This is a genomic window from Streptosporangium sp. NBC_01810 (genome assembly GCF_035917355.1).
Classification (GTDB): Bacteria; Actinomycetota; Actinomycetes; order Streptosporangiales; family Streptosporangiaceae; genus Streptosporangium.
Genome location: NZ_CP109070.1, coordinates 4,619,061 through 4,641,959 on the forward strand (window position 1 = coordinate 4,619,061; position 22,899 = coordinate 4,641,959).

The following is a 22,899-nucleotide window of genomic DNA, read 5'->3' on the forward strand; positions in this document are numbered from 1 at the left end:
ATGACAAGGAAAAATCCGGTTCTGTGACCAGATGACATTTACGGAGATACCGTGGCGGAAATTCGGCCATTCCGTTTCGGAGTGGAGGCGGCGGGTGCCTCGAACGCGGGCCGCTGGCGGGACACCGCCCGCGCGGTCGAGGATCTCGGCTACCGGACACTGCTCGTCATCGATCATCTCGGCGACCAGCTCGCACCGGTTCCGGCGATGCTGGCGGCTGCCGACGCCACGACGACGCTGAGGGTCGGCTCGCACATGCTCGCCAACGAGTTCCGCCATCCGGCGTTGCTGGCGAAGGAGGCGGCCACCGTCGACCTGCTGTCGGAGGGACGGTTGGAGCTCGGCCTCGGGGCGGGGTGGAACCGCGCCGAGCACGACCGGATCGGGGTGGGGCTGCCCGCCCCGCCCACCCGGGTGGACCGGCTGGCCGAGGCGATCGCCGTCGTCAAGGGTCTGCTGGAGCACGAGTCGTTCAGCTTCTCCGGCCGCCATTACATCCTCGACGAGGTGGCCGGACTGCCCCGGCCGGTGCAGCGGCCGAGGCCGCCGCTGATGGTGGGCGGCGGTGGGCGGGCGATCCTGTCGCTGGCCGCGCGCGAGGCCGACATCGTCGGCCTGAACGCCAACCTGGCGTCGAGCCGTTCGGACGCCTCCAGCGCGGCGACCATGACCGGGGCGGCCACCGCCGCCAAGGTGGAGTGGATCCGGGCCGCGGCCGGATCCCGGTTCGACGCGCTGGAACTCAGCGTCCGGGTCTACTACACGGCGGTGACCTCGGACGCGGAAGCGGCGGCCGCGGAGCTCGGCCCGCTCACCGGGTTGCCGGTCGCCGAAGCGCTGCGCTCGCCCCACCTGCTGCTGGGCGACACCGAGCGGCTGGTGGACTCCCTCCAGGAATATCGCGAAATATACGGTATTTCCTATTTTGTAATTACGGCCGATGCCTATGAGGCGTTCGCCGGGGTCGTCTCCAGGCTGGGATAACCGAGGCGGATGTACATTTCGAGGATTCTGTTCCGGCCGCCTTCGCCCTACTCTGGTCCCAGAGTCATCGGCGTAGGGACGGTTTCAGATGGACATAGCTGCGGTGTCGTCCGCGGTGGCCCTCATGGTCGCCGGCGGCGCGGCCACGACCATGGGCGAGCAGGTGGCCCTGGACCTGGTCGAGCGGATCCGTGAGAGGATACGCGCGATCTTCGGCTCCGACGAGCGCTCGGCGGAGACGCTGGACCAGGCGATCGAGGAGCCCGGCGACGAGAACCGGATCAGGTCGCTGGCCGAGGCACTGTCCTGGTACGCGCGGCGGGACGAGGAGTTCGCCGGCGAGCTGGAAGGGTGGGCACGCGACCATCCGGCCTCGACGTCCCTCGTGCAGAATGTCCACGCGGGCCGGGATGCCTACGCGGCCGGCCGGGACATGACGGTCAACCAGCGACCCGACCCCTGAGCTCGTCGGCTCCGGGCTGACCGTCGGCTCGATGCCCCGGCGCACCCGGCAGTCGGCCTCGCCCCCCAGGTGCAGCTCGATGTCGCGGCCGGTGAACCCGCTCTCAGGTCGCCTGCTGTGAGGCGGCGGCCTCCGGGCGCAGGTCGGCGAGGCTCAGCCGGTGCGCCGGCTCCGCCGGCGGCACGCCGGAGTACGTACAGCTCGTGGGTGTCGGGGTAGCGCAGCGCCCACAGGTCCCGCGGCGTGGTGAGGACCAGGTTGAGGGCGTAGACGGGCAGGTTCCTGGCGACCCAGCGTGCGGCGCTCTCGATGCCGGCGGCGACGTCGCCGCCGTGCGCCCTGGTCTCACGGGTGATCAGCGCGAAGAAGCGCTCCGAGTCGGTGTCCCCCTGACCTGCTCCCGGTCCTTCCCCAGTTCCGCCTCGAGGTCGTCCAGTCCCTCGATCACCCCGTTGTGCGCGAAGAGCCGCCCGTCCTGCAGGAAGGGGTGCGTGTTGCGTACCTCCAGATCGCCGGTGGAGGCGAAACGGACGTGCGCCAGAAAGGTGGTGGACTCCACCTCCTTGGCCTCCTCGGCGAAACACCGGTCCTCGTAGGCGGCGATGGGAGCCTTGTGCATGTGCGGGGTGCCGTCGTCGTCGAAGTAGCCCAGGCCGGTCCCGTCGGGTTCGCGGTGGCTCTGGTAACTCAGGCTGTCCGGGGCGTCCAGCAGCCAGAAGGTGGCACGCGTACGTTCAGGGGTGCTGCTCAGGCCGAACAGACGGCACATCTCAGGGTCTCCTTCTCCGTCACTTCTGCTCCGGCCGCACCGGCCCGTACCCGACCGAGCCGGCCAGCGCCCTCACCTGGGCTTTTCCCCCTAGGCTGGTTACCCCCGCCACCGCCGTACGACACCACCCACCGGTGATCCTCACCGGTACGGCTGCCACCTGACCGTCTGGTCACGGGCTTTGAAACTGCGCATCCGGTGTTCCCACTGCGACCGGATGCCCGGGTTGCTGCGCAGGACGGGCAGGACACTGGTGACCAGCTTCAGCTCGCGAAGGCGGCGCAGCACCGGAAATCCGCGCCAGCGGGTGACGTCGAAGCCGTAGCCCTCGGCGAACGACGTGTGCTCGTCGGCGGGGTAGTCCATCCGCAGGCGGCCGACCGCCACCGGGGCCAGGTCCCACTCGCGCGGGCCGATCCCGGTGCTGTCGAAGTCGCACAGCACCGGCCCCTTGGGCCCGGCGATGACGTTGCCCATGAACACGTCGCCGTGGATGACCCCGGCGGGGAGCGCGTAGTCGAGTGCGGCGAGCCGCTCCTCGACCTCGTCGCACTCGTCCAGCAGGAAGGCATGGTCGCCCTCGGAGAGGTCCTCCGGTTCGTCGAGCCGCTGGCGGACCTCGGTCATCGGGGCCCACTCCGGCAGGTCCACCGGCGGGTCCGGCAGCCTGTGCAGGCGCCTGAGCAGGACGGCCAGGTCGCCGCCGCCGGGACGCGGGCCCACCTCGGGGGTGTGCTCCCACAGGGTGACCAGGTGGCCCTCCACCTGGAGCGGCTGCTCGCAGCCCGGCAGGAGCCGCACCGCGGGAAAGTCGTGGTCGGCCAGCCAGCGGGCGACCCGCACCACGGTCGGCACGCGCGAGCGGGCGGCCGAGGATCCGGCGATGCGCACCACGACGGGCGCCCGGCGCAGGCGGAAGACCGCGTTGTTCGTGAACTTGATCAGCTCGGCGTCGCCGGGCGCGAGTCCGGCCCGGTCACAGGCCGATGCCAGCAACGACTGAAGCCGGTCGCGGGTGAGGCCGCCGGCGTGGTCGGCGGCATGGTCGCCAGCCTGGTCGGTGGCCTGGTCGGTGGCCTGGTCGGTGGCCTGGTCGGTGGCCTGGTCGGTGGCCTGGTCGGTGGCCTGGTCGGTGGCCTGGTCGGCGGTCATCGTCATGCCGCGCGCACCGCCGAGATGCGCCGGGCGAGGTCCTGGGCGTCGCCCGCGTGCGCCCGCATCATGGCGACCGCCTGCAGCGGCGCGAGGCGGTCGATGATCCTCATCGAGCGGATCTCGGTCGCCAGGGTGACGGCCTCGTTGCCGTTGGCGATCCCGGCGGTCATGTCACCGGCTCTGAGCTGCACCGTCGCCAGGGCGGTCAGCTCGAAGGCCCTGCTCCTGGCCATACTCGGGTCACGCTGCCCGAGCGCGTCGGTGAGGAAACGCTCGGCGACGTCGAGGTGACTGTCGAGGTGGGTCTCGGCGAGGTCGGCGTGGACCATGCCGCTCGTGGCGTCGAGGTCGGCGGCGCCGAAGAAGCTCACCCAGGCCGGGGACCCCCGGTCGCGGGCACGGGCCAGCTCGTCGGCCGCCCTGTTGATCGACTTAAGGGCGAGATCGCTGTCGCCCAGCAGGGCGTAGGCCCACGCCTCGTTGGCGAAGAGCATCGCCACGGTCCGCTCGCAGCTGGCGTCCTGCGCGCAGATCTGTCCGAGCTGGAAGAACCGCAGCGCGTCCAGGACGCGGTCGCAGTGGAGGTGGACACGGCCCATCCGGTACAGGACGTTGGCCGCCAGCGAGGAGTTCCTCGCGTGTTTGGCCTGTTCGAGCGCGCGGGCCAGGTGGCTTCTGGCCGAGCCGTACAGGCCGACGTCGAAGGAGGTCCAGCCCGCGAGGTTGTGCTGGTCGGCCAGTGCCTGGTGCAGGCGCAAGGTGACCGACTCCGGGCAGGCGGCCCGCAGCAGCCGCTGTGACCAGGCCAGCTGTGCCACCACCGCGTCGCGGCAGACCCCTCCCCCATGCCGGTAGTCCAGGGCGCGCAGCGTGCGGGTCACCGTCTCGATCTGCTCGACGTCGGCCATGCCGATACGGTGCGGGACGGGGGTCTCCGTGGACGTCACCGGCTCGGTCCACTCTTCCGCGTCCCCGGATGCCGCGCCGATGGTCACCTGCGCGGCGTGCGCGAGCAGGCGGCGTACCTGCTCGTCCTCATTGGAGTCGTCGCGCTGGTCGGCCGCCGCCGCCGGGGCCGGTGCCGTGCAGGAGGCGTCGTAGGCCAGGCCCATGTAGCCACGTGGGATTCCCAGGCCGTCGGCGATCCGGCCCAGCACGTCGTACGCCATCACCTGGCGGCCCTTGAGGATCTCGGAGATCTCCGACTGGGACTGTGCGGTGAGGGCGGCGATGTGACGCTGGGAGACGCCGATCCGCTGCAGTAACCGGTACACGGTGGCCATGTCGCGGGCGGCCAGAGCCTGTCGCATCTGCGGGCGTTCCCAGAGTGCGGGGTCGACTTCCCGCGCGTTCGCGTTGCTGACGTTCATCCCGATCTTCCCGCCGCCGAGTTCCCTTGCCGCCAAGGTAACCGGCGATGCGACGCCGCCGGAGCCGTATCGGTACCACCGATCATCCAAGCTGATCGGCTCGGCCTATCACCCGACCGATCTGCGGACAGTATTGGTCCAGCGACTCTCCGTATATCGACCTTGTCCCGCAGGATGGGTGATTCAGACCAGCGAGCGCGATCCCGCGGCCCTGGTGTCCTACTCGATAGGAGCAACGATGCTCACCGAGCACGCTCCAGCTCTGGATGTCGGCGTGCGCGGCAAGCACCGCGGGCGCTTTCGGGTGACCGCCTGGTGCCTCCCCCCGGGCAACGCCGCCCGCCGCGCCCGCAAGCTCCTTCGCGACCTGCTGTCCCGGCCGCCCTTCGTCCCCTGCGAGGTCGCCGAGCTGGAGGTCGTGGTGACCGAGCTCGCCACCAACGCCGGCAGCTACGCGCCGGGCCCCTATGAGCTGCGTGTCCTGCACGACCGCGACCTGCCGATCAGGGCCGAGGTGGCCGACGCCGGCGGCGGGGTCCCGCTGATAGAACGTCTCCTGCACCGCTCGTTCACGATCCCGGACCAGGTGGAGGAACTGGAACTCGGCGGACGGGGCCTGCGGATCGTCGACGAGTTCACCGCCGGGCGCTGCGGGGCGCGCTGGACCCGGCTGTGCGGCACCGGGCAGATCGGAACCGGCGTCTGGTTCGATCTTCCGGCGCACCGCCCCCGGACGTGACGCCCCCGGCGGGACGTGGGGCCGGTCGGCCCGGGGCCCGGCGGAGACCTGTCGTGGACGACCTCCCGCGGCCGAACGCGTGGATCCGCCGGCCGGCTGCGGGCAGTGTTACCCGGATCCGGCAGCCGCACCGCCACCCCGGCGGATCACCGTACCGCTGATCTGCTAAAACGGTGTTCATGCCACAAGCTCGCCGACAGGCGGGCGCGGCAGAGGGCACGCAGAAGGCACGCGGATGTTGAAGCTGGACCGGTTGGTGAACGTTCTCGGTGGCTACGGGGCGCGGCTGTGCTGTGCCCCGGCGTCGCGGGATGTCGAACTGCGCAGCGTGGTGGTTCATGATCCGACCGACACCCGCCGCACGGCCGGCGACGTGTTCCTGGCGGTGGGCGTGGAGTCGGCCTCCGACGCCGTGCGCCTGGCACGGGCGGCACGGGCCGTCACGGTGCTGGTGCACGGGAACCCTCCCCTCGACGAGAGCGCGCTGGAACAGGCCCGTGACGGCGGGATCGCCGTGCTGCTCGTCGAACCGGCGGTGTCCTGGAGCCAGCTCCTCGGCGTGGTGTACGGCCTGGTGCTCGAAGGCAGCCAGACCGGGCGGGGGCCGAACGATCTGCTGGCCTTCGCGGACACGCTCGCGACCGAACTCGGCTACGCGGTGACGATCGAGGACCAGATGTCGCGGGTCCTGGCCTACTCCGGCTCGCAGCAGACCGCCGATCCGGCACGGCTGGAGACGATCCTGGGCAGGCGGGTGCCGGATGCCATGCGCCGGCTGTTCGAGCGGGAGGGCGTCTTCGCCCATCTGGCGACCTCCGACGAACCGCTGTTCGTCGACCCCTCACCGGCACACGGCCTCAGAGGCCGCATGGTGGTCGCGGTGCGGGCAGGACGCGAACTACTGGGATCGATCTGGGTCGAATGCGAGAGCCCGCTCTCCGACGCGCGCCGGATCATCCTGGCTGACGGGGCACGGGCGGTCGCGCTGCACCTGCTGCGCTCCCGGGTCAGTGCGGACCTGGAGCGTCGGGTGGAATCCGATCTCGTCATCCAGCTGCTGGAGGGGACCGCCGACGCGCCCGCGGTGATCAGCAGGCTTGGCCTGCCCCGGGAGTGGTTCCGGGTGATCGCGCTCCAGGCGCACATCGCCGAGGAACGGCATGCCGCGATCCTGCTGGCCTTCGAACGCGCGACCACCGGTTTCGGCTGGTCACGGCCGGGACGGAGCGCGCTGTTCGGCAACACCCTGTACACGGTGCTGCCCTGCGACAACGATGCCAGGCCCGCCCTCGACTGGCTCGCCGCGATCGCGAACGTCCTGCCGCGGCGGGTCACCGTGCTCGCCGGCGTCGGCGGCCCCGCGGGGCCCGCCCAGCTGGCCGCGAGCAGGCAGGAGGCCGACGAGAGCCTCGCCCTCCGGGCGGTACGGCCCGCCGGCGCCCCGGCGGTCGTCTACGACGAGGCGTGGGACGAGATCCTGCTGCAACGCCTCCGGGCCGCCGCCGCCGCGGGGCGCACCCCCGCCCGCGGGCCGGTCGCCGAGCTGACCCGGCATGACTCCGAGCAGGGCACCCGGTACATCGAGACGTTGCGCGCGTGGCTGGAGGCACAGGGGGATCTGGCCGTCGCCGCCGGCCGCCTCAGTGTCCACCCGAACACCGTCCGCTACCGGCTGCGGAAGATGGCCGAGATCACGAACCTCCAGCTCGAACTGCCGGAGAAGCGGCTGGCCATGATCATCGCATTGGCCGTCGGCCGGTCCCAGGCCCCGCCTGGCGGATCCCTCCGTGACGAGGACCGGTCGGACGGTGCCTCGTAAGGCGAGGAGGGAGCCTCGGCGAGGCGCCGTCCAGCCGGTCGCGGTGGGCAGCAGGCCCAACGGACAGGACCCAGCCGGTCGCGGTGGGCAGCAGGCCCAACGGACGGGACCCAGCCTCCCGGCGCTTGTCACCGCCCGACAAAACACACCATTGTGCTTGTCCAAAACGCACACCCCGTTCTCCGGCCGCGCCAGCGATGCTCAGGGCAGGCAACGAATGTCAGAGCGGAGAAATGGTCATGGGCATCGACGGTGGGCCGCGTACGGCCGTGGTGATCGGCGCCGGCGTGGTGGGGTTGTCCACCGCGTGGTTCCTGCAGGAACGTGGCGTGGAGGTCACGGTCGTCGACCGGGACGACGTGGCCGCGGGCGCGTCGTGGGGCAACGCGGGCTGGCTCTCCCCTGGGCTGGCCATCCCGCTGAACGAGCCCGGGATCCTCCGCTACGGCCTGCGCTCCCTGCTCGACCCGAGCGCCCCGCTGCACATACCGGCCACCCCCGACCCGGCGCTGCTGTCGTTCCTCACCCGGTTCGCCGTGAACTGCAACTGGAAGTCCTGGGGCCGTGCCGTGCGGGCCAACCTCCCGTTCAACGAGGAGTGCCTGGAGGCGTTCGACGTGCTCACCGCGAACGGCGTCGAGGCCCCCACGGTCGAGGCCCCGATCATGGCCGCCTTCGAGACCCCTCGGCAGGCGGTGGCGCTCCTGCACGAGCTCCGGCGCATCAACGAGTCCGGCCTGGAGATCAAGTACAGCGCGTTCGAGGGTGACGATCTCGGCAGGCAGGTGCCGCAGCTCTCCTCGCGCACGCGGGCCGGGATCCGGCTGGACGGGCAGCGCTACGTCGACCCCGGAGAGTTCACCCGGTCACTGGCCCGCTCCGTCGTCGCCCGGGGCGCCACGGTCCGGTCCGGCTTCCGGGTGATCGACGTCTACTCCCACTCCGGCGGGATCGCCGTCCGGTCGAGTGACGGGGACTCCGTCAGCGCCGACGCCGTCGTGCTGGCCACCGGTGCCTGGCTCAACCAGCTCGGCGCCTCCTGGGGCGTCCGGGTGCCGGTACGCGCCGGACGCGGTTACTCGTTCACCGTGCCGACGGACGAGCCGGTGCCCGGGCCGATCTACCTGCCCGCCGTGCGGGTGGCCTGCACGCCGTACCAGGGCAAACTGCGCGTCGCCGGCACGATGGAGTTCCGGGACGCCGACGCGCCCCTGTACCAGAGGCGCGTCGACGCGATCATCGCGTCCGCCCGGCCGCTGCTCACCGGCGTCTCCTGGGAGGAGCGCACCGACACCTGGGTCGGCCCGCGCCCCGTCACCCCCGACGGCAGGCCGCTGATCGGCGCCACCCGCGCCCCCGGCAGGTACGTCGCCGGCGGCCACGGGATGTGGGGATTCACCCACGGGCCGGTCACCGGACGCATGCTGGCCGAGCAGATCACCACCGGAAAGCAGCCCGCGGCCCTACGGGACTTCGACCCCGTCCGCTGAGACGGGACGGTTCGGCCTGCGGGCGGTGATCAGAACGCTGCCCGAGGGGATCGTGGCCCAGTCGGCGATGCCGTCGCGGATCCAGGCCACGGTCCCGGCGCCGTACTCGGCCGCCAGCTCCGCGCGATGGGCGTCGAGCCGCTCCAGGATCCGCCCGTAGAACGGCTCGGTGTGCTCGGTGAGATCCTCGACGGCGTCGACGTCCAGACCGGCGGCGCGCAGGATCTCCACGTACGCCCCGGCCTGCTCGATCGAGACGACCTGGAACATCTCGAAGTACGTCGCCAGCCGTGGCCGCATGTCGTCGGTGACGGGAACGCGCAGGCACGGGGCCTCCACCACCAACCGGCCACCGGGCCGCAGCACCCGGACGAGCTCGGCGAACAGGGGCTCCGGCGCGAAGTGCGGCGTCGACTCGAAGACCAGCACCGCGTCGAACGCGCCGTCGGGGTAGGGCATGGCCAGCGCGTCGCACCGCTCGAAGGACACCAACGGCTCCACACCCCGCTCGCGCGCCCACGCCCGCCCTCGTTCCAGCGCGTGCTCGTTGACGTCGATCGCCGTCACCCGCGCCCCGGTGCGCTCCGCCAGCATCACCGCGGGACGCCCGTTCCCGCACCCCACGTCCAGCACCGGCTCGCCGGCCCGCGCGTCCAGGCGGCCGACCACGACCCCGGTCAGCCGGTCGGTGGCCTCCTCGACCGGCGTGCTGTCGCCGGGTCCGGACCAGTAGCCGTAGTGCAGGTCGAGCCCGCCGACCTTCTCCGTCAGCGAGGCCAGGTAGTCGTGGGAACCGGTCACGGGATACGGCGTGCTGGGCATCTTTCCTCCGTACGCTGATCTGACTCACCGGCTACCACGACACCGGCAGTGATTCGAGGCTGTAGGCCGCGTTCATCGGGGTGAAACGGAGTTCCTCGAACGGGACGTCCAGCCGTAGACCGGGGAAGCGGTTCAGCAGGCGGGGAACGCAGATTCGCAACTCCAGCCTGGCCAGTTCGGCGCCCAGGCAGTAGCGGGCGCCGTGCCCGAAGGCGAGATGGGGCAGCGGCTCACGGGTGATGTCGAACCGGTCGGCGTCGGGCCCCAGGCCGGCGTCGTGGTTGGCCGACGGCAGGGAGCACAGCACGTACTCTCCCGCCCGGATCTCCTGGCCGCCGACCGTGACGTCCTCCTCGGCGGTGAAGACCTTGCCGAAGGAGACCACCGACAGGTGGCGGAGCACCTCCTCGACCGCGCGGCCAACGTCGGCGGTGCCCTCGCGCAGCGCCGCCGCCTGGTCGGGGTGGCGCAGCAGGAGCAGGGCGCCCAGTCCGATCGCACCGGCGGTCGTCGCGTATCCCGCGAGCAGCAGCTGGGCGGCGATCCCGGCGATCTCGGTGTCGGAGAGGTCCGCACCGTACGACGAGATCAGCCTGCCGACAAGACCGTCACCGTCGCCGGGATCGCGGCGGCAGCGGGAGACGAACGCGCTCATGTACGTGTCCAGCTCGGCGAAGGCGACCGCCTGCTCCCGCGGTCTCGGTGTGAAATCGAGGAGGATGTCGACGTCGCGCCGCAGCCTCTCCCTGTCGGGCTCGGGGATCCCGAGGAGCTCGAAGAAGATCCGCGCCGGAACCGGGAGTGCGAAGTCCGCGATCAGGTCGGCGCGGGGCCAGGAACGGCGTACCGCCTCCACCTGCTCGTCGGCGACGGCCTCGATGCGCGGGCGCAGTGCCCGCAGCCGGCGGGCACCGAACTCCGCGTTGAGCATCCCCCGGACACGCGCGTGCTCGCGGGGAGCGTACGTCGAGAAGAAACCGGGGCGCGGCGGCGGGAACCCTCCCGGAGGCTCCGGCGGCGGGATGGGGCCGTCGACCGCCGCCCTGGAACTGAACCGCCACTGGTCCGCGACCACGCGGCGGGCGTCGGCGTAGCGGGTGACCATCCACGCGCTCGCCCCTGTCGAGAGGGTGACCCGGACCACCGGCTCCTCGGCCCGCAACCGGGTGAACTCCTCGGCCGGGTCGAGGGGGCAGGCGCTGGAGCGGCGGACGAAGAGCGGGACCGGCGGGCTGTCGTCGATCACGATGGCCGCGCCCGCCTCACGCGTGCCGGGAGTCATCGCGACGCGCCGACGTCGCCGAGGCGCGTCACGATGTCGGTGACGAGTTCCGCCTCCGCGCCCACCGGATAGAAGTGGTCCCCGGGGAAGGTCCGCAGCTCGAACCCCTCGGCCGCGACACGGCTCCAGGCGCGCATCTCGTCGTGGCTCACGCGCCGGTCGTCCGTCCCCAGGTAGCCGACGATCGGAGCGGCGACCTGCGGGGTGAACGCGGGCCGGTAGGCGTGCAGGAGGTCGTGATCCGCGCGCAACGCGATCATCGCCAGGTCCATCAGCTCAGGGAAGCGCAGCAGCGCCGGATCCGCGGCCGCGGCCTGCTCGGCGAGCTGCTCGTCACCGATGGGAATCCTCCGCGCGTCGCTCGCGCACAGGTGCGGCGCCGCGTGCGCGGACACCAGCAGCGCCGCCGGGGAGATCCCGTGCTCTCCGGCGAGCCTGACCGCGACCTCGTACGCGACCACGGCGCCCATGCTGTGCCCGAACAGGGCGAGCGGCCGGTCCGCCAGGGTGAGGAGTACCTGGCAGACATGGTCGACGAGGGATTCCATCCGGTCGATCGGCCGCTCGTTGATCCGGTTCTGCCTACCCGGGTAGCACACGGCGGACAGCTCGACGTCCGCGGGCAGCCGGTCCTGCCATCCCCGGTAGACACTCGGGGAACCCCCTGCGTGGGGGAAGCAGACGAGGCGCAGCCGGGGCGCAGCGAGCACACGCTGCCGGCGCAGCCACACGCACTGGTCCGCCGAGATCGTCTCGGTCATGGGAAATCGCTCCTTTCGAGAACCGGGCGCGGACCACCCGCCCCGGTCTCTCCCCCGCCATCGGCCCGGGAGACTTCCTCTCCGTCCGCCCGCGTCGCGGCGAGTGCCTTCGCCAGGCCCTCGATCGTCGGAGCGACGAACAGTGCCTTGACGGAGAGCTGAACCCCGAATCGTTCCTTGCAGCGCTGGACCACCTGCAGCGCGCTCAGCGAATGCCCGCCCAGGAGGAAGAAGTCATCGCGCCTCCCGATCGTGTCGACGCCGAGCACGTCCTGCCAGACGGCCAGGAGCTCCAGCTCGCGAGGGCTCCACTCCTCGGTGCCGTCGGCGGGTGGCACGGCGGGGCGACGCGGCTGAGAAGGTCGTGGCCGGGCGGCGGGTACGGCGACCCGCCGCGGCGCCTTCCCCGCGCTCCCCGGCGGCTGGGAGGAGACGACCACCTGCCCCAGCGGAAGGGCCGCCAGGCACCTCTCGAAGGCCGCGACCCCCTCCTTGGGGCTCAACCCGCCGCTCAGACCCTCGCCGGTGAGCTCACGGTGGCGCCGTTCCATGTCACGGGCCATTCCCACCCCGTTCCAGCGGTCCCAGTTGATCGACAGCACCGGCATGCCGTCGCGCCGCGCGCAGAGGGCGAACGTGTCGAGGAAGGCGTTGGCCGCCCCGTAGCAGGTGAGGCCGGGAACCCCGGAGAACGAGGCCAGCGAGGAGAACAGCGCGACGAAATCGGGAAGCGCGCCGACCTCCCGCAGGACGGAGACCAGGGTGGCGGTCCCCTCGGTCTTGGCACGCAGCGCGGCGGCGATGTCCTCCTCGGTCAGGAACTCCGCCATGCCGCCCCCCGGCACACCGGCGGCGTGGATCACTCCGTGGATCTCGCCGAACCGCGACCGTGCCTCGTCGAGAACCTCCTTCAGGCGCCGGGCGTCGGCGACGTCCGCGCCGCGCACCAGGATCTCGTCTCCCCGGCCCGCGAGGAGAGCCGTCATCGCCTCGCCGTCCTGACCTCCGAAACCGTACGACGGAAACTCCCCGGACGCTCCGGAACCGTGCGACGGGAACTCCCCGGATACTCCGCGCCCGATCAGGACGAGTCGTGCCGAGTACGTGCCCGCGAGATGCTCGGCCAGCCGCAGCCCGATCCCGCTCGTCCCCCCGGTGATCATGTAGGTCCCGCCCCGGCGTATCCGGGTGCCCGTTTCCCGCGTCACCCGCAGCGGCTCGAACCGGCGCAGCCAGCGGTGTCCTGCCCGCAGGCCGGTCGGGTCCTCGCCCGAAGGGCGGCAGAGCTCGGCGAGGAGCTCCGCGGCTCGGGCTCCGTGGTCCTTTCCGTCACCGGGGTCCAGGTCCACGAGCCGGATGCGCGCGTCAGCCAGCTCGTGGCGGAGCGGTCCCGCGGCTCCGATCGTGAGGGCCTCGCGCGGGTCGAGCCGCTCGCCTCCGGTGATCTCCAGGGCACCCCTGGTGACAAGGGAGAGATCGGCCTGCGGCCGGCCGCTCAGGGCACGGGCCAGGCCGACGACGTGGCCCAGCGGCGGGCAGATCCGCGAGGGCAGCGACGCTCCCCAGAGGCAGACGATTCGCAGCGGTTCGGTCGCGTCGGCCTCCGCGGTCTTCAGGAGCCTTTCGTAGTCCTCCCCGCACCCGGGGTCGATCGTGATCCGGTCCGGGGCCGCACGCTGGAACGCGCGTCCCGGGGTGACGACGACCGTCGTGGCCCCGTGCTCCTCCAGCTTCACGATGATCGCCTCGGCGAGGGACGACGAGTCGGAGAGCAGGATCCAGCGGTGCTCCCGTACCGCGGGTCCCGGATCCGCCACAGGCACCTCCACCGCCCGTTTCCAGGTGATTCCGTACAGGCCGTCGGATGAGCGTTCCGGGTTGGAGGCCGCGGAGTCCACGGCGCGCACCGGGTCCGGCGGGCGCGCGACGGTGGGTGCGAAGGGGTAGGGCACCGCGGGCAGCCGGAGCCGCCGCTCCGGCCAGAGTGAGGGCAGGTCGACCTCGACGCCCGCCTCCCACAACCGGGCCAGCGCGCGGAGCAGGACCTCCCTGTCGGCCCGCTCCTCCATCGGGTGACGGGTGACGTTGACGACCACCGAGTCCGTGCCCGCCCGTGCCCGGACCGGCGCGCTCAGCGTCGTGCCGGGACCCACCTCGACGAGGATCTTCGGCCCTTCGGCCAGGACATGGTCGAGCGCGGCGTCGAACCTGACCGTCGCCCTCAGATGGGTGACCCAGTACTCCGGATCGGCGAAGTCGGCGTCACCGGTCCCCGTCACGCCTGAGATCAGGCGCGCCGAGGGAGCGCGCAGCGTGATCCTGGCGAGGAAGTCGCGAAACTCCCCGAGTACGGGGTCGACCAGGGCCGAATGCGCGGCGGTGCTGAGCGGCAGCAGGCGGCCGGTGATCCCGCGCCGGTCCAGCAGCTCCCTGACCTCGGCGATGTACGCGGCGGGCCCGGCGAGCACGCAGGACTCCGGGCCGTTGACCACCGACAGGCACACCCCTTCTCCGAGAAAGGGCTCCACCTCCCGCTCGGAGGCGGGAACCGCCAGCATCGCCCCGTCGTGCAGCGAGGCCAGGAGCTCGCCACGTTTGCACACGATGGCGAGGGCGTCGCGCAGCGACATGACACCCGCGACGCAGGCCGCCGCGTACTCACCGAGGCTGTGCCCCATCAGCAGGGAGGGAGTCACTCCCCGCGCCACCAGGAGCCGGGCGAGTGCGATCTCCATGACGAACACGGCGGGCAGCGCCAGGGAGGGATCGCTCTCCCCCGCCGCGCCCGCTTCGACCACCTCGTTCACCTCTCCCGCTTCGACCACCTCGTCCGCCTCGACCGCATCGCCCGCCTCGACCGCCTCGTCCGGAACGGCGATCGGCACCGTACCGGGCTCGTCCGTCCACAGGGCACGCAACCGCACGGCGGCCGAACGGTCGGGCAGCAGGTCCAGGCACTCGTCCACGGCCGCGCGGAAGACCGGTTCCTCGCGGTAGAGCTCGCGCCCCATCCCGGGATACCGCGTTCCTCCGCCCGGGAACATGAACACCACGTCGCGGTTGCCCGTACGGACGGCGGAGGCGGGAGCGGACCCGCCGGTCGCGTGCCCGCGCAGCTCCGCCACGGCGTGGGAACGGTCGCGGAAGACTCCGGCGTGGCGGAAGGGGAGATGGCGACGGCCGACCGCGAGGGTACGGGCGAGATCGGCGAACTCGGGATCGGAGACGTCATGAAGGGCGTCCGCGCAGGATCCGGCCATCTCGGCGAGGGCGGTCTCGTCACGCGCGGACAGCGCGACGAGCTGCCACCCGGGAGCCGGGGCGGCGGGCGGGCGCGGCGGCGGCTCCTCAAGGATCACGTGGGCGTTGGTGCCGCCGATGCCGAAGGAGCTGACGGCCGCGCGGCGGGGGACATCCGTGAGCGGCCAGTCCTCCGCCGCCGCCGCGAGGCGGAACGGGCTCGTCTCGAAGTCGATCTCGGGGTTGGGGTGCGGCGAGACGACGGGGCTGGGCGGGATCCGGCCGTGGTGGACCATCAGCGCGGCCTTGATGAAACCGGCCACTCCGGCTGCCGCGTCGGTGTGCCCGATGTTCGATTTCACCGAGCCCAGCCGGCAGTACCCACTCCCGGTCGCCCCTGCCGCCCGGTAGGCCCGGGTCAGCGCGGTGACCTCCACCGCGTCTCCGAGCGCCGTGGCCGTTCCGTGCGCCTCGACGTAGGCGACGGTGTCCGGGTCGACGCCGGACACCGCGAGCGCGGCCTCCACCGCGGCCTGCTGGCCGCGGACGCCCGGTGCCGCGTAGCTGAGCTTGTCCGAGCCGTCGTTGGTGACCGCGCTTCCGGCGACCACCGCGTAGACGCGGTCGCCGTCGGCCAGGGCGTCCCCGAGCCTGCGCAGTGCCACGATCCCGAGGCCGTCGGCGGGGACGAACCCCGACGCGTCGCGGTCGAAGGACCGGACGTGGCCGTCGGCGGACCAGACACCGCCCTCCTGGTGGAGGTAGCCCTGCCGGCGCAGCGGCGTCCAGGAGACCCCGCCGGCCAGGGCCATGTCACAGTCGTGGGTGATGAGCGCCCGGCAGGCGAGGTGGATCGCGACGAGCGAGGTGGAGCAGGCGGCCTGCACGGTGATGCTCGGCCCGGTCAGGCCGAGCTTGTAGGAGGCCCGGGTGGAGAGGAAGTCCTTGTCGTCGGCGGCCGCCAGGAGGTCGGCGGAGGTGCCGAGGAAGGCCCCGCGATCCCTGTCGCGGTGCGTGCCGAGGGTCTGCCCCGCGTAGACGCCGATGGTGCCGGGGAAGTGACCGGGCGCGTGACCGGTGTCGTCCAGGGCGTGCCAGGCGGCTTCGAGGAACATCCGCTGCTGCGGGTCCATGAGGGCCGCCTCGCGCGCCGAGTAGCCGAAGAAGGCGGCGTCGAACCGGTCGGCGTCCCAGAGGATGCCGCCGGCGGGAACCAGCGCGGGATCGGCGAGGCGCGCCTCGCTCGCCCCGCCTTCCCGCAGCTCGTCCAAAGTGAGCTCGGAGATGCCCCGGCGGCCCTCGGCGATGAGGCGCCAGTATTCGGCGGCGCCGCGTGCGCCGGGAAAGCGGCAGGCGATGCCGACGACCGCGATGTCGGCACCCGAGACGCCGGCACCCGCGATGTCGGCACCCGAGACGCCGGCACCCGCGATGTCGGCGCCGTCCGCGTTCGTCGGTTTCAACTCTGTCGTCCTTTCCAGCGGCGTTCCTCCAGTGACCGGCTTCCGGCGAGCAGGTTCCTCCTGCTCGCCGCGGCCGTCGCAAGGTCTCGCTCGGACCGGTCACGGTCCCTGACGCGCATGAGGTCCCGCTCGGACCGGTCACCATCCCTGACGCGCGTGTCGAGAAGTGCCGCGAGCGACCGCACGTCGGGGGCCGCGATGAGATCGGCGACGGGGAGCAGGACCCCCCGGCGTTCGTGGATGTCGGCCTGGAGCGTGATGAGGTCGACCGAGGTCCCGCCGAGCTCGAAGAAGTTCTCCTCCGCGCCGACCTCGTCGAGTCCCAGGAGCAGCCCCACCATCTCGGCCACCTCTCGCTCTCCCGGGCACGAGGGCACCGCTTGTCCGTACCGCGGCCGACTGCCCGCCGCGTTCGGCAGCGCCGCGCGGTCGACCTTGCCGTGGGAGGTCAGCGGGAGCCGGTCCAGCGTCACGAAGATCGACGGGATCATGTACGCGGGGAGCTGACCGGCGAGCAGGTCGCGCAGCTCGCCGGCGGGCACCCTCGGCCCCCGCGAGAGCTGCGCGTACGCGGTGAGCCTGGCGGTTCCGGTCTCCCCGCCGGTGGTGGTCACCGCCGCGCCCGTGACGCGCGGGTGGCGCATCAGGGCCGCTTCGACCTCGCCGGGTTCGATCCGGTATCCCCGGACGTTGAGCTGCTCGTCGATCCGCCCCACAAAGTCGATCTCTCCTCCGGGCAGCCGCCGGGCGAGGTCGCCGGTACGGTACAGGCGCGCGCCGGGGCGCCCCGCGAACCTGTCGGGGACGAACCTCTCGCGTGTCAGGTCGGGCCGCTTCAGGTATCCCCGCGCCACACCACGCCCTCCGACGCACAGTTCGCCGGTCTCCCCCTCGGCGACCGGGTCACCCGCCGCGTCGAGGATGTGGACCTCGACCCCGGCCAGCGGGCGTCCGACGGACGGCCTGCCGGTCCCCTGCCGGCAGCGCCCGGCCGTCGCGGACACGGTGACCTCCGTCGGGCCGTAGGCGTTGAACAGGCGCACCCTGGGCGCCCACCGCTCCACCAGGAACTCGGGCAGCGCCTCGCCCCCCGAGGTGAGGGTGGTCACCGGTACCGGGACGTCCTCGGGCAGGGTGGCCAGCAGCGACGGCGCGCCCGACAGGTGGGTGATGTCCAGCTCGCACAGGATGCGGCTCAGCTCGCGGCCGTACAGCGGCACCCCGGCCTCGGGGACGCACAGGGTCGCGCCGTTGAGCAGGCTCATCGCGAACTCCCAGACCCAGGCGTCGAATGTGAACGGCGCGAACTGCAGGACGCGGGCCCCTTCGAGGTCGCCGAAGAGCGACCGCAGCCCCTCCGCCAGGTTGGTCACGCCGCCGTGGTCCACCAGCACGCCCTTGGGGGCACCGGTCGATCCCGAGGTGTAGAGCACGTAGGCGAGGCTGTCGGCCCGTGTCGCCGACGCGGCGCTTCCCCGCGTCGCTCCCATGGCGGGATCCGACGTCGCTCCCAAGATGGGCCGAGGCCGGTGCCGGCCGTTGGCGGGATCCGGTCTTCCGAGGCCTGGCCGTACGGAGCGCAGGCCGTGTCCGGGCAGCAGTTCCTCCGGGTCCCGGTCGGCGACGACGATCCGGGCGCCCGTGTCGGACAGCACCAGCTCGTTGCGCCCCACCGGATGCGACGGCGGCAGGGGCACGTAGGCGCCGCCGGCCTTCCAGATGGCCAGGACCGCCGCGGGCAGCAGGAAGGAGCGCTCCATCAGCACCCCCACCGTGTCGCCCGCCCGCACCCCGGCCGCCACGAGCTCACCGGCCAGGGCCGTGGCGTGCTCCCGCAACTCCGCGTACGTCATCCGCCCGCCCGGGTGGACGAGAGCGTCACGCCCGGGCGCGGCCTCGGCCCATGCCTCGAAGAGACGGTCGGCACCGACCTCGGCCCATCTCTCGAAGAGACGGTCGACACCGACCTCGGCCCATCTCTCGAAGAGACGGTCGACACCGGCCTCGCCGCCAACCGGTTCAAACCCGTGCATGCTTCCCCTCAGCGGTTATGGACGGCCGCTCGGCGGCTGCGGAACTGTTCGGTGAGCACCGCCACGTGCTCGCGCCGGTAGCCCTGCTCCATCGCCCTCAGCACGCGCTCACGCATCACGCCCAGGTAGGACTGGTCGATCCCGGCCCGCTCCGCGATGCCGGTCAGGTTGTTGAGGACGTCCAGGTGCGAGGTCAGCGGAGCCTGCTCGAAGGTGTAGTCACGGCGCGCGATGAGACCGAGGCCGATGCCGATCGTGTTCTGGAAACCGGGGTCGTAGAGCGGCACGGATTCGGCGAAGTCGTTGAGGGGGACGCCCATGCTCTCCGCGATGGCCGAGCATTCGAGGAAACCGTTGACGAACGCGTAGTAGAAGGCGCTGGACACGACGTGGTAGGCCTTCGCGTAACCGGGATCGGCGCCCAGGCGCACCTGCTTGCCGGACAGTGCCTCGGTCACCCCCGCCATCTCCTTGAAATCCTCGGCCGCCCCGCCGTAAACGGTGAAGCAGTCCTCGGTGCCGATGGCGTCCGGGTAGTTGAGGATCGCGGCCTCCAGGTATCTGCCTCCCGCGGCCTCGACCCGCGCCCGCAGCGGGAGGACGTCGTCGGGGACGCCGCTGGCGTTCTGCACGACGAGCCTGCCCGAGAGGTCGGCCCCGGCCTCGTCGAGGACCTGGTGGGTGATCTCGTAGTTGAGCAGGCAGAGCAGCACGATCGGGGAGGCCTCGATCGCGCCGGCCGCCTTCGCGTGGGCGTGGACGTTCCTTCCCGCGAGCCTCTCCGACCGTTCGGGTGTGCGGTTCCAGACCGAGACCTCCAGACCGGAGTCGGCGCAGGCCCGTACCACCGCGGAACCGATCACGCCGGTTCCGATGACCGTCACGTCCGTCATGTCATTGCTCCATCCTGGTGAAGGTCATGACCACTCCGCCGACCTCGGTGGCGTCCGCCCACGCGGCGAAGGTGTCGATCAGCCGCGCGGTGTCGGACGTCCCGCCCCCGGTTTCAAGCCGCTCCCGGAGCCCCCCTACGAGACGGGGGAAGGAACCGCGCACGTTCTCCGTGATGTCGACGAGCTCGGTGACGACCATCCCCGCCTCCCGCGCCGCCGACAGGTGCTCCTCGGGCGCGTCGAGCGAAACGGCGTTCAGCATGGTCAGGTAGGGGCCGATGCGCTCGCGGATCTCCTCCGTCATCGGAACCCGTAGGTAGGGCGTCTCGACCACCAGGCGACCCTGCGGGCGCAGGACCCTGGCGATGCCCCGGTAGAGGTCGGCGACGTCGAAGTGCGGGGTGACCTCGAAGGCCAGCACCGCGTCGAACGAGGCGGCGGCGAACGGCAGGTCCAGCGCGTCGACGCGCCGGAACCGCACCCTCTCCGCCATCCCGTGCGCCGCGGCGTGCTCGGCCCCGTTGCGCAGCGCCTGCCGGTCGATGTCGATCGCGACGACCCGCGCCCCCAGGGTCCTGGCCAGGCGCACCGCCGGGCGGCCGTTGCCGCAGCCCACGTCCAGCACCTGTGAGCCGGGGCCGACGTCCAGCCGGGCCAGCACGAAGTCGGTCATCCGCTCCGTGGCCTCGGAGATCGAGGCGTCGTCGTCGGGGCCCGTCCAGAAGCCGTAGTGCCGGTCGGGTCCCGCCGTCTCGCCCACCAGCGCGGCGAGCTCGTTGTAGGTCGACTCGATCTCCGAGGGAGCCGTTCTGACATTTCCCATGTCCACCCGGAGTTCGGAGTCTCCATCACCCAGATCAGAAATGAGAAACCTCCCGAACCGGCACCAATAAGCATAAATTGCGGGTCGAATTAATTCCCCGGCCAAGCGAAACAGTAGCAGCGGGGGCCGACCCAGTCGACGACCTCGAATATCGGTTTCCGGCCCGCTTGAGTCAACATTCCCACGAACATCGGTGCCGACACGCCACCCTTTCGCCATAAAACCATTTATCGACAAAGGGCAATGAAAATCGGATCTGTCTTTCTTGGTTTTGCCTTTCCCGCTCCACGGGTAATCCCGGTACGGAAGCCGGACCGCCTCCGCGGATGGCGAACCAAACGACTAATCGGCGCCGTTGCCCACAAAACGGATAACCGACTCAGGTTGATGGGCGTCAACGGTGACGCCGAGGTCCAGCGCGGTGGCCGATTCCGGCCGTGAACCCAAGCCAGCGAACCGAGTCATTCACCGGAGAGACCGTGGACATCATTCCCGAGCCCGTCGACTACCCTTTCGGTAAACCCATTCGTCTCGACGTCGACTCCGAATACGCGCGGTGCCGCGAGCGGCCCGGGCTGACCAGGGTCCGCCCGCCCTACGGTGACGACGCCTGGCTGGTGACCCGCTACCACGACATGCGTTCGGTGCTGCGCGACCGCCGCTTCGTCCGGACGCCTCCTCCCGGCGGCGACGAGGCGCGCCTCACCGTCCTGCCGCTCCAGGACAGCATCCTCAACACCGACCCCCCACAGCAGACCCGGTTGCGCCGGGTGCTGGCGAGCGGGCTCAGATTCAACACCGAGCGGATCCACCTGCTCCGATCGATCGCCGAGCAGCACTCCCGTGCGCTGATGGCCGGGTTCGCGGACGCGCCTCCCCCGTACGATCTGGTCGGCGACTACATCAAGCCGCTGGTCGTGGAGGTGCTGTGCCCCCTGATCGGTATCCCCAAGCAGGACCTTGCGATCTTCCTGAACTGGTTCGAGGGGTTCGCGAGCACCGCGCTGGCCGCCGACGTCGTGGAGGCCAGGGTCGAGGAGATCTCCCGCTACACCGACCGGCTCATCGCCGCCCGGCGCGCGGAGCCGAGGGACGACCTCGTCAGCGTCCTCGCATGCGCCCTCGACTCCGACGGCGGGAACACCGTCCACGCCCTTGACTCCGACGGCGCGGACGGTGTTCCCGCCGCGGACGGCGGGCTCGCCGAGGCGGAGATCAAGGAACTGGTCAACGACATCCTCCTGGCGGTCGACAACGTCTCGACACAGCTGACGAACGCCTTCTACCTGCTGGTCACCTCACCCGGAAAGCTGGAGGAGCTGCGCGCGGATCCCGAGCTCATCCCACAGGCCGTCGACGAACTCATACGCTACGCGCCGTTCCCCTCGCACGTCACCTTCGCCCGCTACGCCATCGAGGACGTGGAGGTGGGCGGCACGCTGGTGCACGCGGGAGAGCAGGTGCTACCCGCCCTTCCCTCGGGCAACCATGATCCGTCGGTGTTCGCCAACCCCGGCGAGCTCGACTTCCACCGTGGCGCCAACCCGCACCTCTCCTTCGGGTACGGAACGCACCACTGCATGGGGGCGCCCCTGGTGCGCATGCTGATAGGAGTCGCGATCTCCTCGCTGTCGGAGTGCCCGCCCATGCGCCTCGCCGTCCCGGACGACGAGCTGCCGTGGCGCTCTGACCTGCTGATCCGCCGCGTGGAGACACTGCCCGTCACCCGGTGACGCCGCGCCCGGTGCCCGGATCGCCGAAAAGGGACCGCATGGAAGGTACCTGAACCACCGAAAAGGGACCCCATGGAAGGTACCTGGATCGCCGAAAAGGGACCCATGGAAAAGGGTGGCGGTCGCCAACAACGCGACCGCCACCCCACCACCCTGGCTATTTCACCTGACCGAAGACCTGTCCGGCACGCGCGGTGAGCTCGCCGACGAAGAAGTCGCGGCAGGCCCTGTAGTATTCCTCGCTGCTGATCCGGCCGTCGCGGTTGGTGTCGATATTGCCCGCACCCTTCTCCGCCTCGCTGCTGGACAGCCCCCAGGACTGCAGCAGCTTCGCGTACTCGGACGGGGACAGGAGCCCGTCGTCGTCGATGTCGGCCGCCGCGAACTCGGCATCGGTGATCGGGCGAAGGAGCTTCTCGGCGCTCTCCTTCTTGGCGTTCTGCTCCATGTAGGAGCGGAACTCCTCCTTGGAGATCTCCTCGTTTCTGTCGGCGTCCATGGCCTCGGCCATGGACGCCCAGGCCCGGTCGTACGCCTCTACGAGGCGGCGCCCCTTTGCGGATCCCTTGTCGTAGCCGAAGTGCTTGAGGGTCCTGTCTGCCAGGGCCTGAAGGTCGCTGTGCTGGATCCTTCCGTCGCCGTTGACGTCGACCAGCTTGAACCAGTGGTCCGACTTACGGGCAATAGTGTCGATGGCCATTATTTGCTCCATTCATATGGCGGCCGGCTTCCGTGGCTGGAATACCCGTCACAGGGCAATAAAAAACCAAAGAAAGGGAAAATCCGGTAGCCCAAAAAAACGCGCCGTCGGATTATTCATGAAAAATCACAGCTATTCATGCTTGATTGACTTGCGACCCTTCTCGCGCCGGAAGCATTTCCCGAGCGAATCCACGAGGCCGGGGTGGGGCGTCAATGCGGCGTCAGCGCCTCCGCCTTCCCGTCTGGACCCCGTATAGATCGCATCGAAAGCCGACCACCAGGAGGTAGCGCCCCTTTCGCACTAGTTCTCCCAGGAGGAAGTTATGTCGGAAATTCCACTATATGTCCCGGCCGGTGA

Annotated in this window: 17 protein-coding genes; 6 read left to right on the top strand and 11 right to left on the bottom strand. The window is 71.0% G+C overall.

What is annotated here, in order from left to right; genetic code table 11:
• The first annotated feature begins 51 nt into the window (after nucleotides 1-51).
• Nucleotides 52-984 (top strand): TIGR03621 family F420-dependent LLM class oxidoreductase, encoded by a 933-nt coding sequence (locus OIE13_RS20020; protein ID WP_326828541.1) that lies wholly within the window; start codon nucleotides 52-54, stop codon nucleotides 982-984.
• 88 nt (nucleotides 985-1,072) lie between these two features.
• Nucleotides 1,073-1,447, top strand: coding sequence for a hypothetical protein (locus tag OIE13_RS20025; RefSeq protein ID WP_326828542.1), 375 nt, complete (start codon nucleotides 1,073-1,075; stop codon nucleotides 1,445-1,447).
• A gap of 355 nt (nucleotides 1,448-1,802) precedes the next feature.
• Here OIE13_RS20025 and OIE13_RS20030 read toward each other — a convergent pair whose 3' ends face one another.
• The 3 genes from OIE13_RS20030 to OIE13_RS20040 all read right to left on the bottom strand — a co-directional run bounded on the left by OIE13_RS20030 (nucleotide 1,803) and on the right by OIE13_RS20040 (nucleotide 4,741).
• Complete coding sequence (locus OIE13_RS20030) at nucleotides 1,803-2,216, bottom strand: class II glutamine amidotransferase (protein ID WP_326828543.1); 414 nt, start codon at nucleotides 2,214-2,216, stop codon at nucleotides 1,803-1,805.
• 141 nt (nucleotides 2,217-2,357) lie between these two features.
• Nucleotides 2,358-3,374 (bottom strand): phosphotransferase, encoded by a 1,017-nt coding sequence (locus tag OIE13_RS20035; protein WP_326828544.1) that lies wholly within the window; start codon nucleotides 3,372-3,374, stop codon nucleotides 2,358-2,360.
• The gene (locus OIE13_RS20040; protein WP_326637611.1) at nucleotides 3,371-4,741 is read right to left on the bottom strand and encodes a helix-turn-helix domain-containing protein; all 1,371 of its coding nucleotides are present in this window, start codon (nucleotides 4,739-4,741) and stop codon (nucleotides 3,371-3,373) included. Before OIE13_RS20040 ends, OIE13_RS20035 begins: the two co-directional genes overlap by 4 nt.
• 178 nt (nucleotides 4,742-4,919) lie before the next feature.
• Between OIE13_RS20040 and OIE13_RS20045 the strand changes: the two genes are divergently transcribed.
• The 3 genes from OIE13_RS20045 to OIE13_RS20055 all read left to right on the top strand — a co-directional run bounded on the left by OIE13_RS20045 (nucleotide 4,920) and on the right by OIE13_RS20055 (nucleotide 8,789).
• A complete protein-coding gene (locus OIE13_RS20045; protein ID WP_326637610.1) occupies nucleotides 4,920-5,480 on the top strand; it encodes an ATP-binding protein in 561 nt (186 codons plus the stop codon).
• A 235-nt stretch (nucleotides 5,481-5,715) separates the two neighbouring features.
• Nucleotides 5,716-7,299 (top strand): PucR family transcriptional regulator, encoded by a 1,584-nt coding sequence (locus OIE13_RS20050; protein WP_326637608.1) that lies wholly within the window; start codon nucleotides 5,716-5,718, stop codon nucleotides 7,297-7,299.
• A 239-nt stretch (nucleotides 7,300-7,538) separates the two neighbouring features.
• Nucleotides 7,539-8,789: an NAD(P)/FAD-dependent oxidoreductase gene (locus tag OIE13_RS20055; RefSeq protein ID WP_326637606.1), complete on the top strand. Its 1,251-nt coding sequence runs from the start codon at nucleotides 7,539-7,541 to the stop codon at nucleotides 8,787-8,789.
• On the opposite strand, the gene OIE13_RS20060 is transcribed toward OIE13_RS20055, so the two are convergent.
• From OIE13_RS20060 to OIE13_RS20090, 7 genes are read right to left on the bottom strand one after another with little or no spacing between them, the layout of a single operon-like run.
• A complete protein-coding gene (locus tag OIE13_RS20060; protein ID WP_326637604.1) occupies nucleotides 8,763-9,611 on the bottom strand; it encodes a methyltransferase domain-containing protein in 849 nt (282 codons plus the stop codon). The genes OIE13_RS20055 and OIE13_RS20060 overlap by 27 nt on opposite strands.
• A gap of 31 nt (nucleotides 9,612-9,642) precedes the next feature.
• The gene (locus OIE13_RS20065; protein WP_326637603.1) at nucleotides 9,643-10,893 is read right to left on the bottom strand and encodes a cytochrome P450; all 1,251 of its coding nucleotides are present in this window, start codon (nucleotides 10,891-10,893) and stop codon (nucleotides 9,643-9,645) included.
• Entirely contained in the window at nucleotides 10,890-11,654 is a 765-nt protein-coding gene (locus OIE13_RS20070; protein ID WP_326637601.1) for a thioesterase II family protein, read from the bottom strand. The genes OIE13_RS20065 and OIE13_RS20070 overlap by 4 nt, the downstream gene beginning before the upstream one ends.
• On the bottom strand, nucleotides 11,651-16,357 hold the full coding sequence (locus OIE13_RS20075; RefSeq protein WP_326828545.1) for a type I polyketide synthase: 4,707 nt from the start codon (nucleotides 16,355-16,357) through the stop codon (nucleotides 11,651-11,653). Before OIE13_RS20075 ends, OIE13_RS20070 begins: the two co-directional genes overlap by 4 nt.
• Complete coding sequence (locus OIE13_RS20080; RefSeq protein WP_326637598.1) at nucleotides 16,354-18,390, bottom strand: non-ribosomal peptide synthetase; 2,037 nt, start codon at nucleotides 18,388-18,390, stop codon at nucleotides 16,354-16,356. Before OIE13_RS20080 ends, OIE13_RS20075 begins: the two co-directional genes overlap by 4 nt.
• 8 nt (nucleotides 18,391-18,398) lie before the next feature.
• On the bottom strand, nucleotides 18,399-19,283 hold the full coding sequence (locus OIE13_RS20085) for an NAD(P)-dependent oxidoreductase (protein WP_326637596.1): 885 nt from the start codon (nucleotides 19,281-19,283) through the stop codon (nucleotides 18,399-18,401).
• A 1-nt stretch (nucleotide 19,284) separates the two neighbouring features.
• A complete protein-coding gene (locus tag OIE13_RS20090) occupies nucleotides 19,285-20,106 on the bottom strand; it encodes an SAM-dependent methyltransferase (protein ID WP_326637594.1) in 822 nt (273 codons plus the stop codon).
• Nucleotides 20,107-20,585: 479 nt separating this feature from the next.
• On the opposite strand from OIE13_RS20090, the gene OIE13_RS20095 reads away from it, so the two are divergent.
• Entirely contained in the window at nucleotides 20,586-21,839 is a 1,254-nt protein-coding gene (locus tag OIE13_RS20095) for a cytochrome P450 (protein ID WP_326637593.1), read from the top strand.
• A gap of 157 nt (nucleotides 21,840-21,996) precedes the next feature.
• Here OIE13_RS20095 and OIE13_RS20100 read toward each other — a convergent pair whose 3' ends face one another.
• Nucleotides 21,997-22,539 (bottom strand): EF-hand domain-containing protein, encoded by a 543-nt coding sequence (locus tag OIE13_RS20100; RefSeq protein WP_326637591.1) that lies wholly within the window; start codon nucleotides 22,537-22,539, stop codon nucleotides 21,997-21,999.
• Between the last annotated feature and the right edge of the window lie 360 nt (nucleotides 22,540-22,899).

What these genes read in the sequence shown, in the direction of transcription:
- OIE13_RS20050 (WP_326637608.1), top strand. Translation starts at nt 5,716, where the DNA reads ATGTTGAAGCTGGACCGGTTGGTGAACGTTCTCGGTGGCTACGGGGCG.
- OIE13_RS20070 (WP_326637601.1), bottom strand. Translation starts at nt 11,654, where the DNA reads ATGACCGAGACGATCTCGGCGGACCAGTGCGTGTGGCTGCGCCGGCAG.
- OIE13_RS20030 (WP_326828543.1), bottom strand. Translation starts at nt 2,216, where the DNA reads ATGTGCCGTCTGTTCGGCCTGAGCAGCACCCCTGAACGTACGCGTGCC.
- OIE13_RS20040 (WP_326637611.1), bottom strand. Translation starts at nt 4,741, where the DNA reads ATGAACGTCAGCAACGCGAACGCGCGGGAAGTCGACCCCGCACTCTGG.
- OIE13_RS20035 (WP_326828544.1), bottom strand. Translation starts at nt 3,374, where the DNA reads ATGACGATGACCGCCGACCAGGCCACCGACCAGGCCACCGACCAGGCC.
- OIE13_RS20085 (WP_326637596.1), bottom strand. Translation starts at nt 19,283, where the DNA reads ATGACGGACGTGACGGTCATCGGAACCGGCGTGATCGGTTCCGCGGTG.
- OIE13_RS20055 (WP_326637606.1), top strand. Translation starts at nt 7,539, where the DNA reads ATGGGCATCGACGGTGGGCCGCGTACGGCCGTGGTGATCGGCGCCGGC.
- OIE13_RS20065 (WP_326637603.1), bottom strand. Translation starts at nt 10,893, where the DNA reads ATGACTCCCGGCACGCGTGAGGCGGGCGCGGCCATCGTGATCGACGAC.
- OIE13_RS20060 (WP_326637604.1), bottom strand. Translation starts at nt 9,611, where the DNA reads ATGCCCAGCACGCCGTATCCCGTGACCGGTTCCCACGACTACCTGGCC.
- OIE13_RS20090 (WP_326637594.1), bottom strand. Translation starts at nt 20,106, where the DNA reads ATGGGAAATGTCAGAACGGCTCCCTCGGAGATCGAGTCGACCTACAAC.
- OIE13_RS20100 (WP_326637591.1), bottom strand. Translation starts at nt 22,539, where the DNA reads ATGGCCATCGACACTATTGCCCGTAAGTCGGACCACTGGTTCAAGCTG.
- OIE13_RS20025 (WP_326828542.1), top strand. Translation starts at nt 1,073, where the DNA reads ATGGACATAGCTGCGGTGTCGTCCGCGGTGGCCCTCATGGTCGCCGGC.
- OIE13_RS20080 (WP_326637598.1), bottom strand. Translation starts at nt 18,390, where the DNA reads ATGCACGGGTTTGAACCGGTTGGCGGCGAGGCCGGTGTCGACCGTCTC.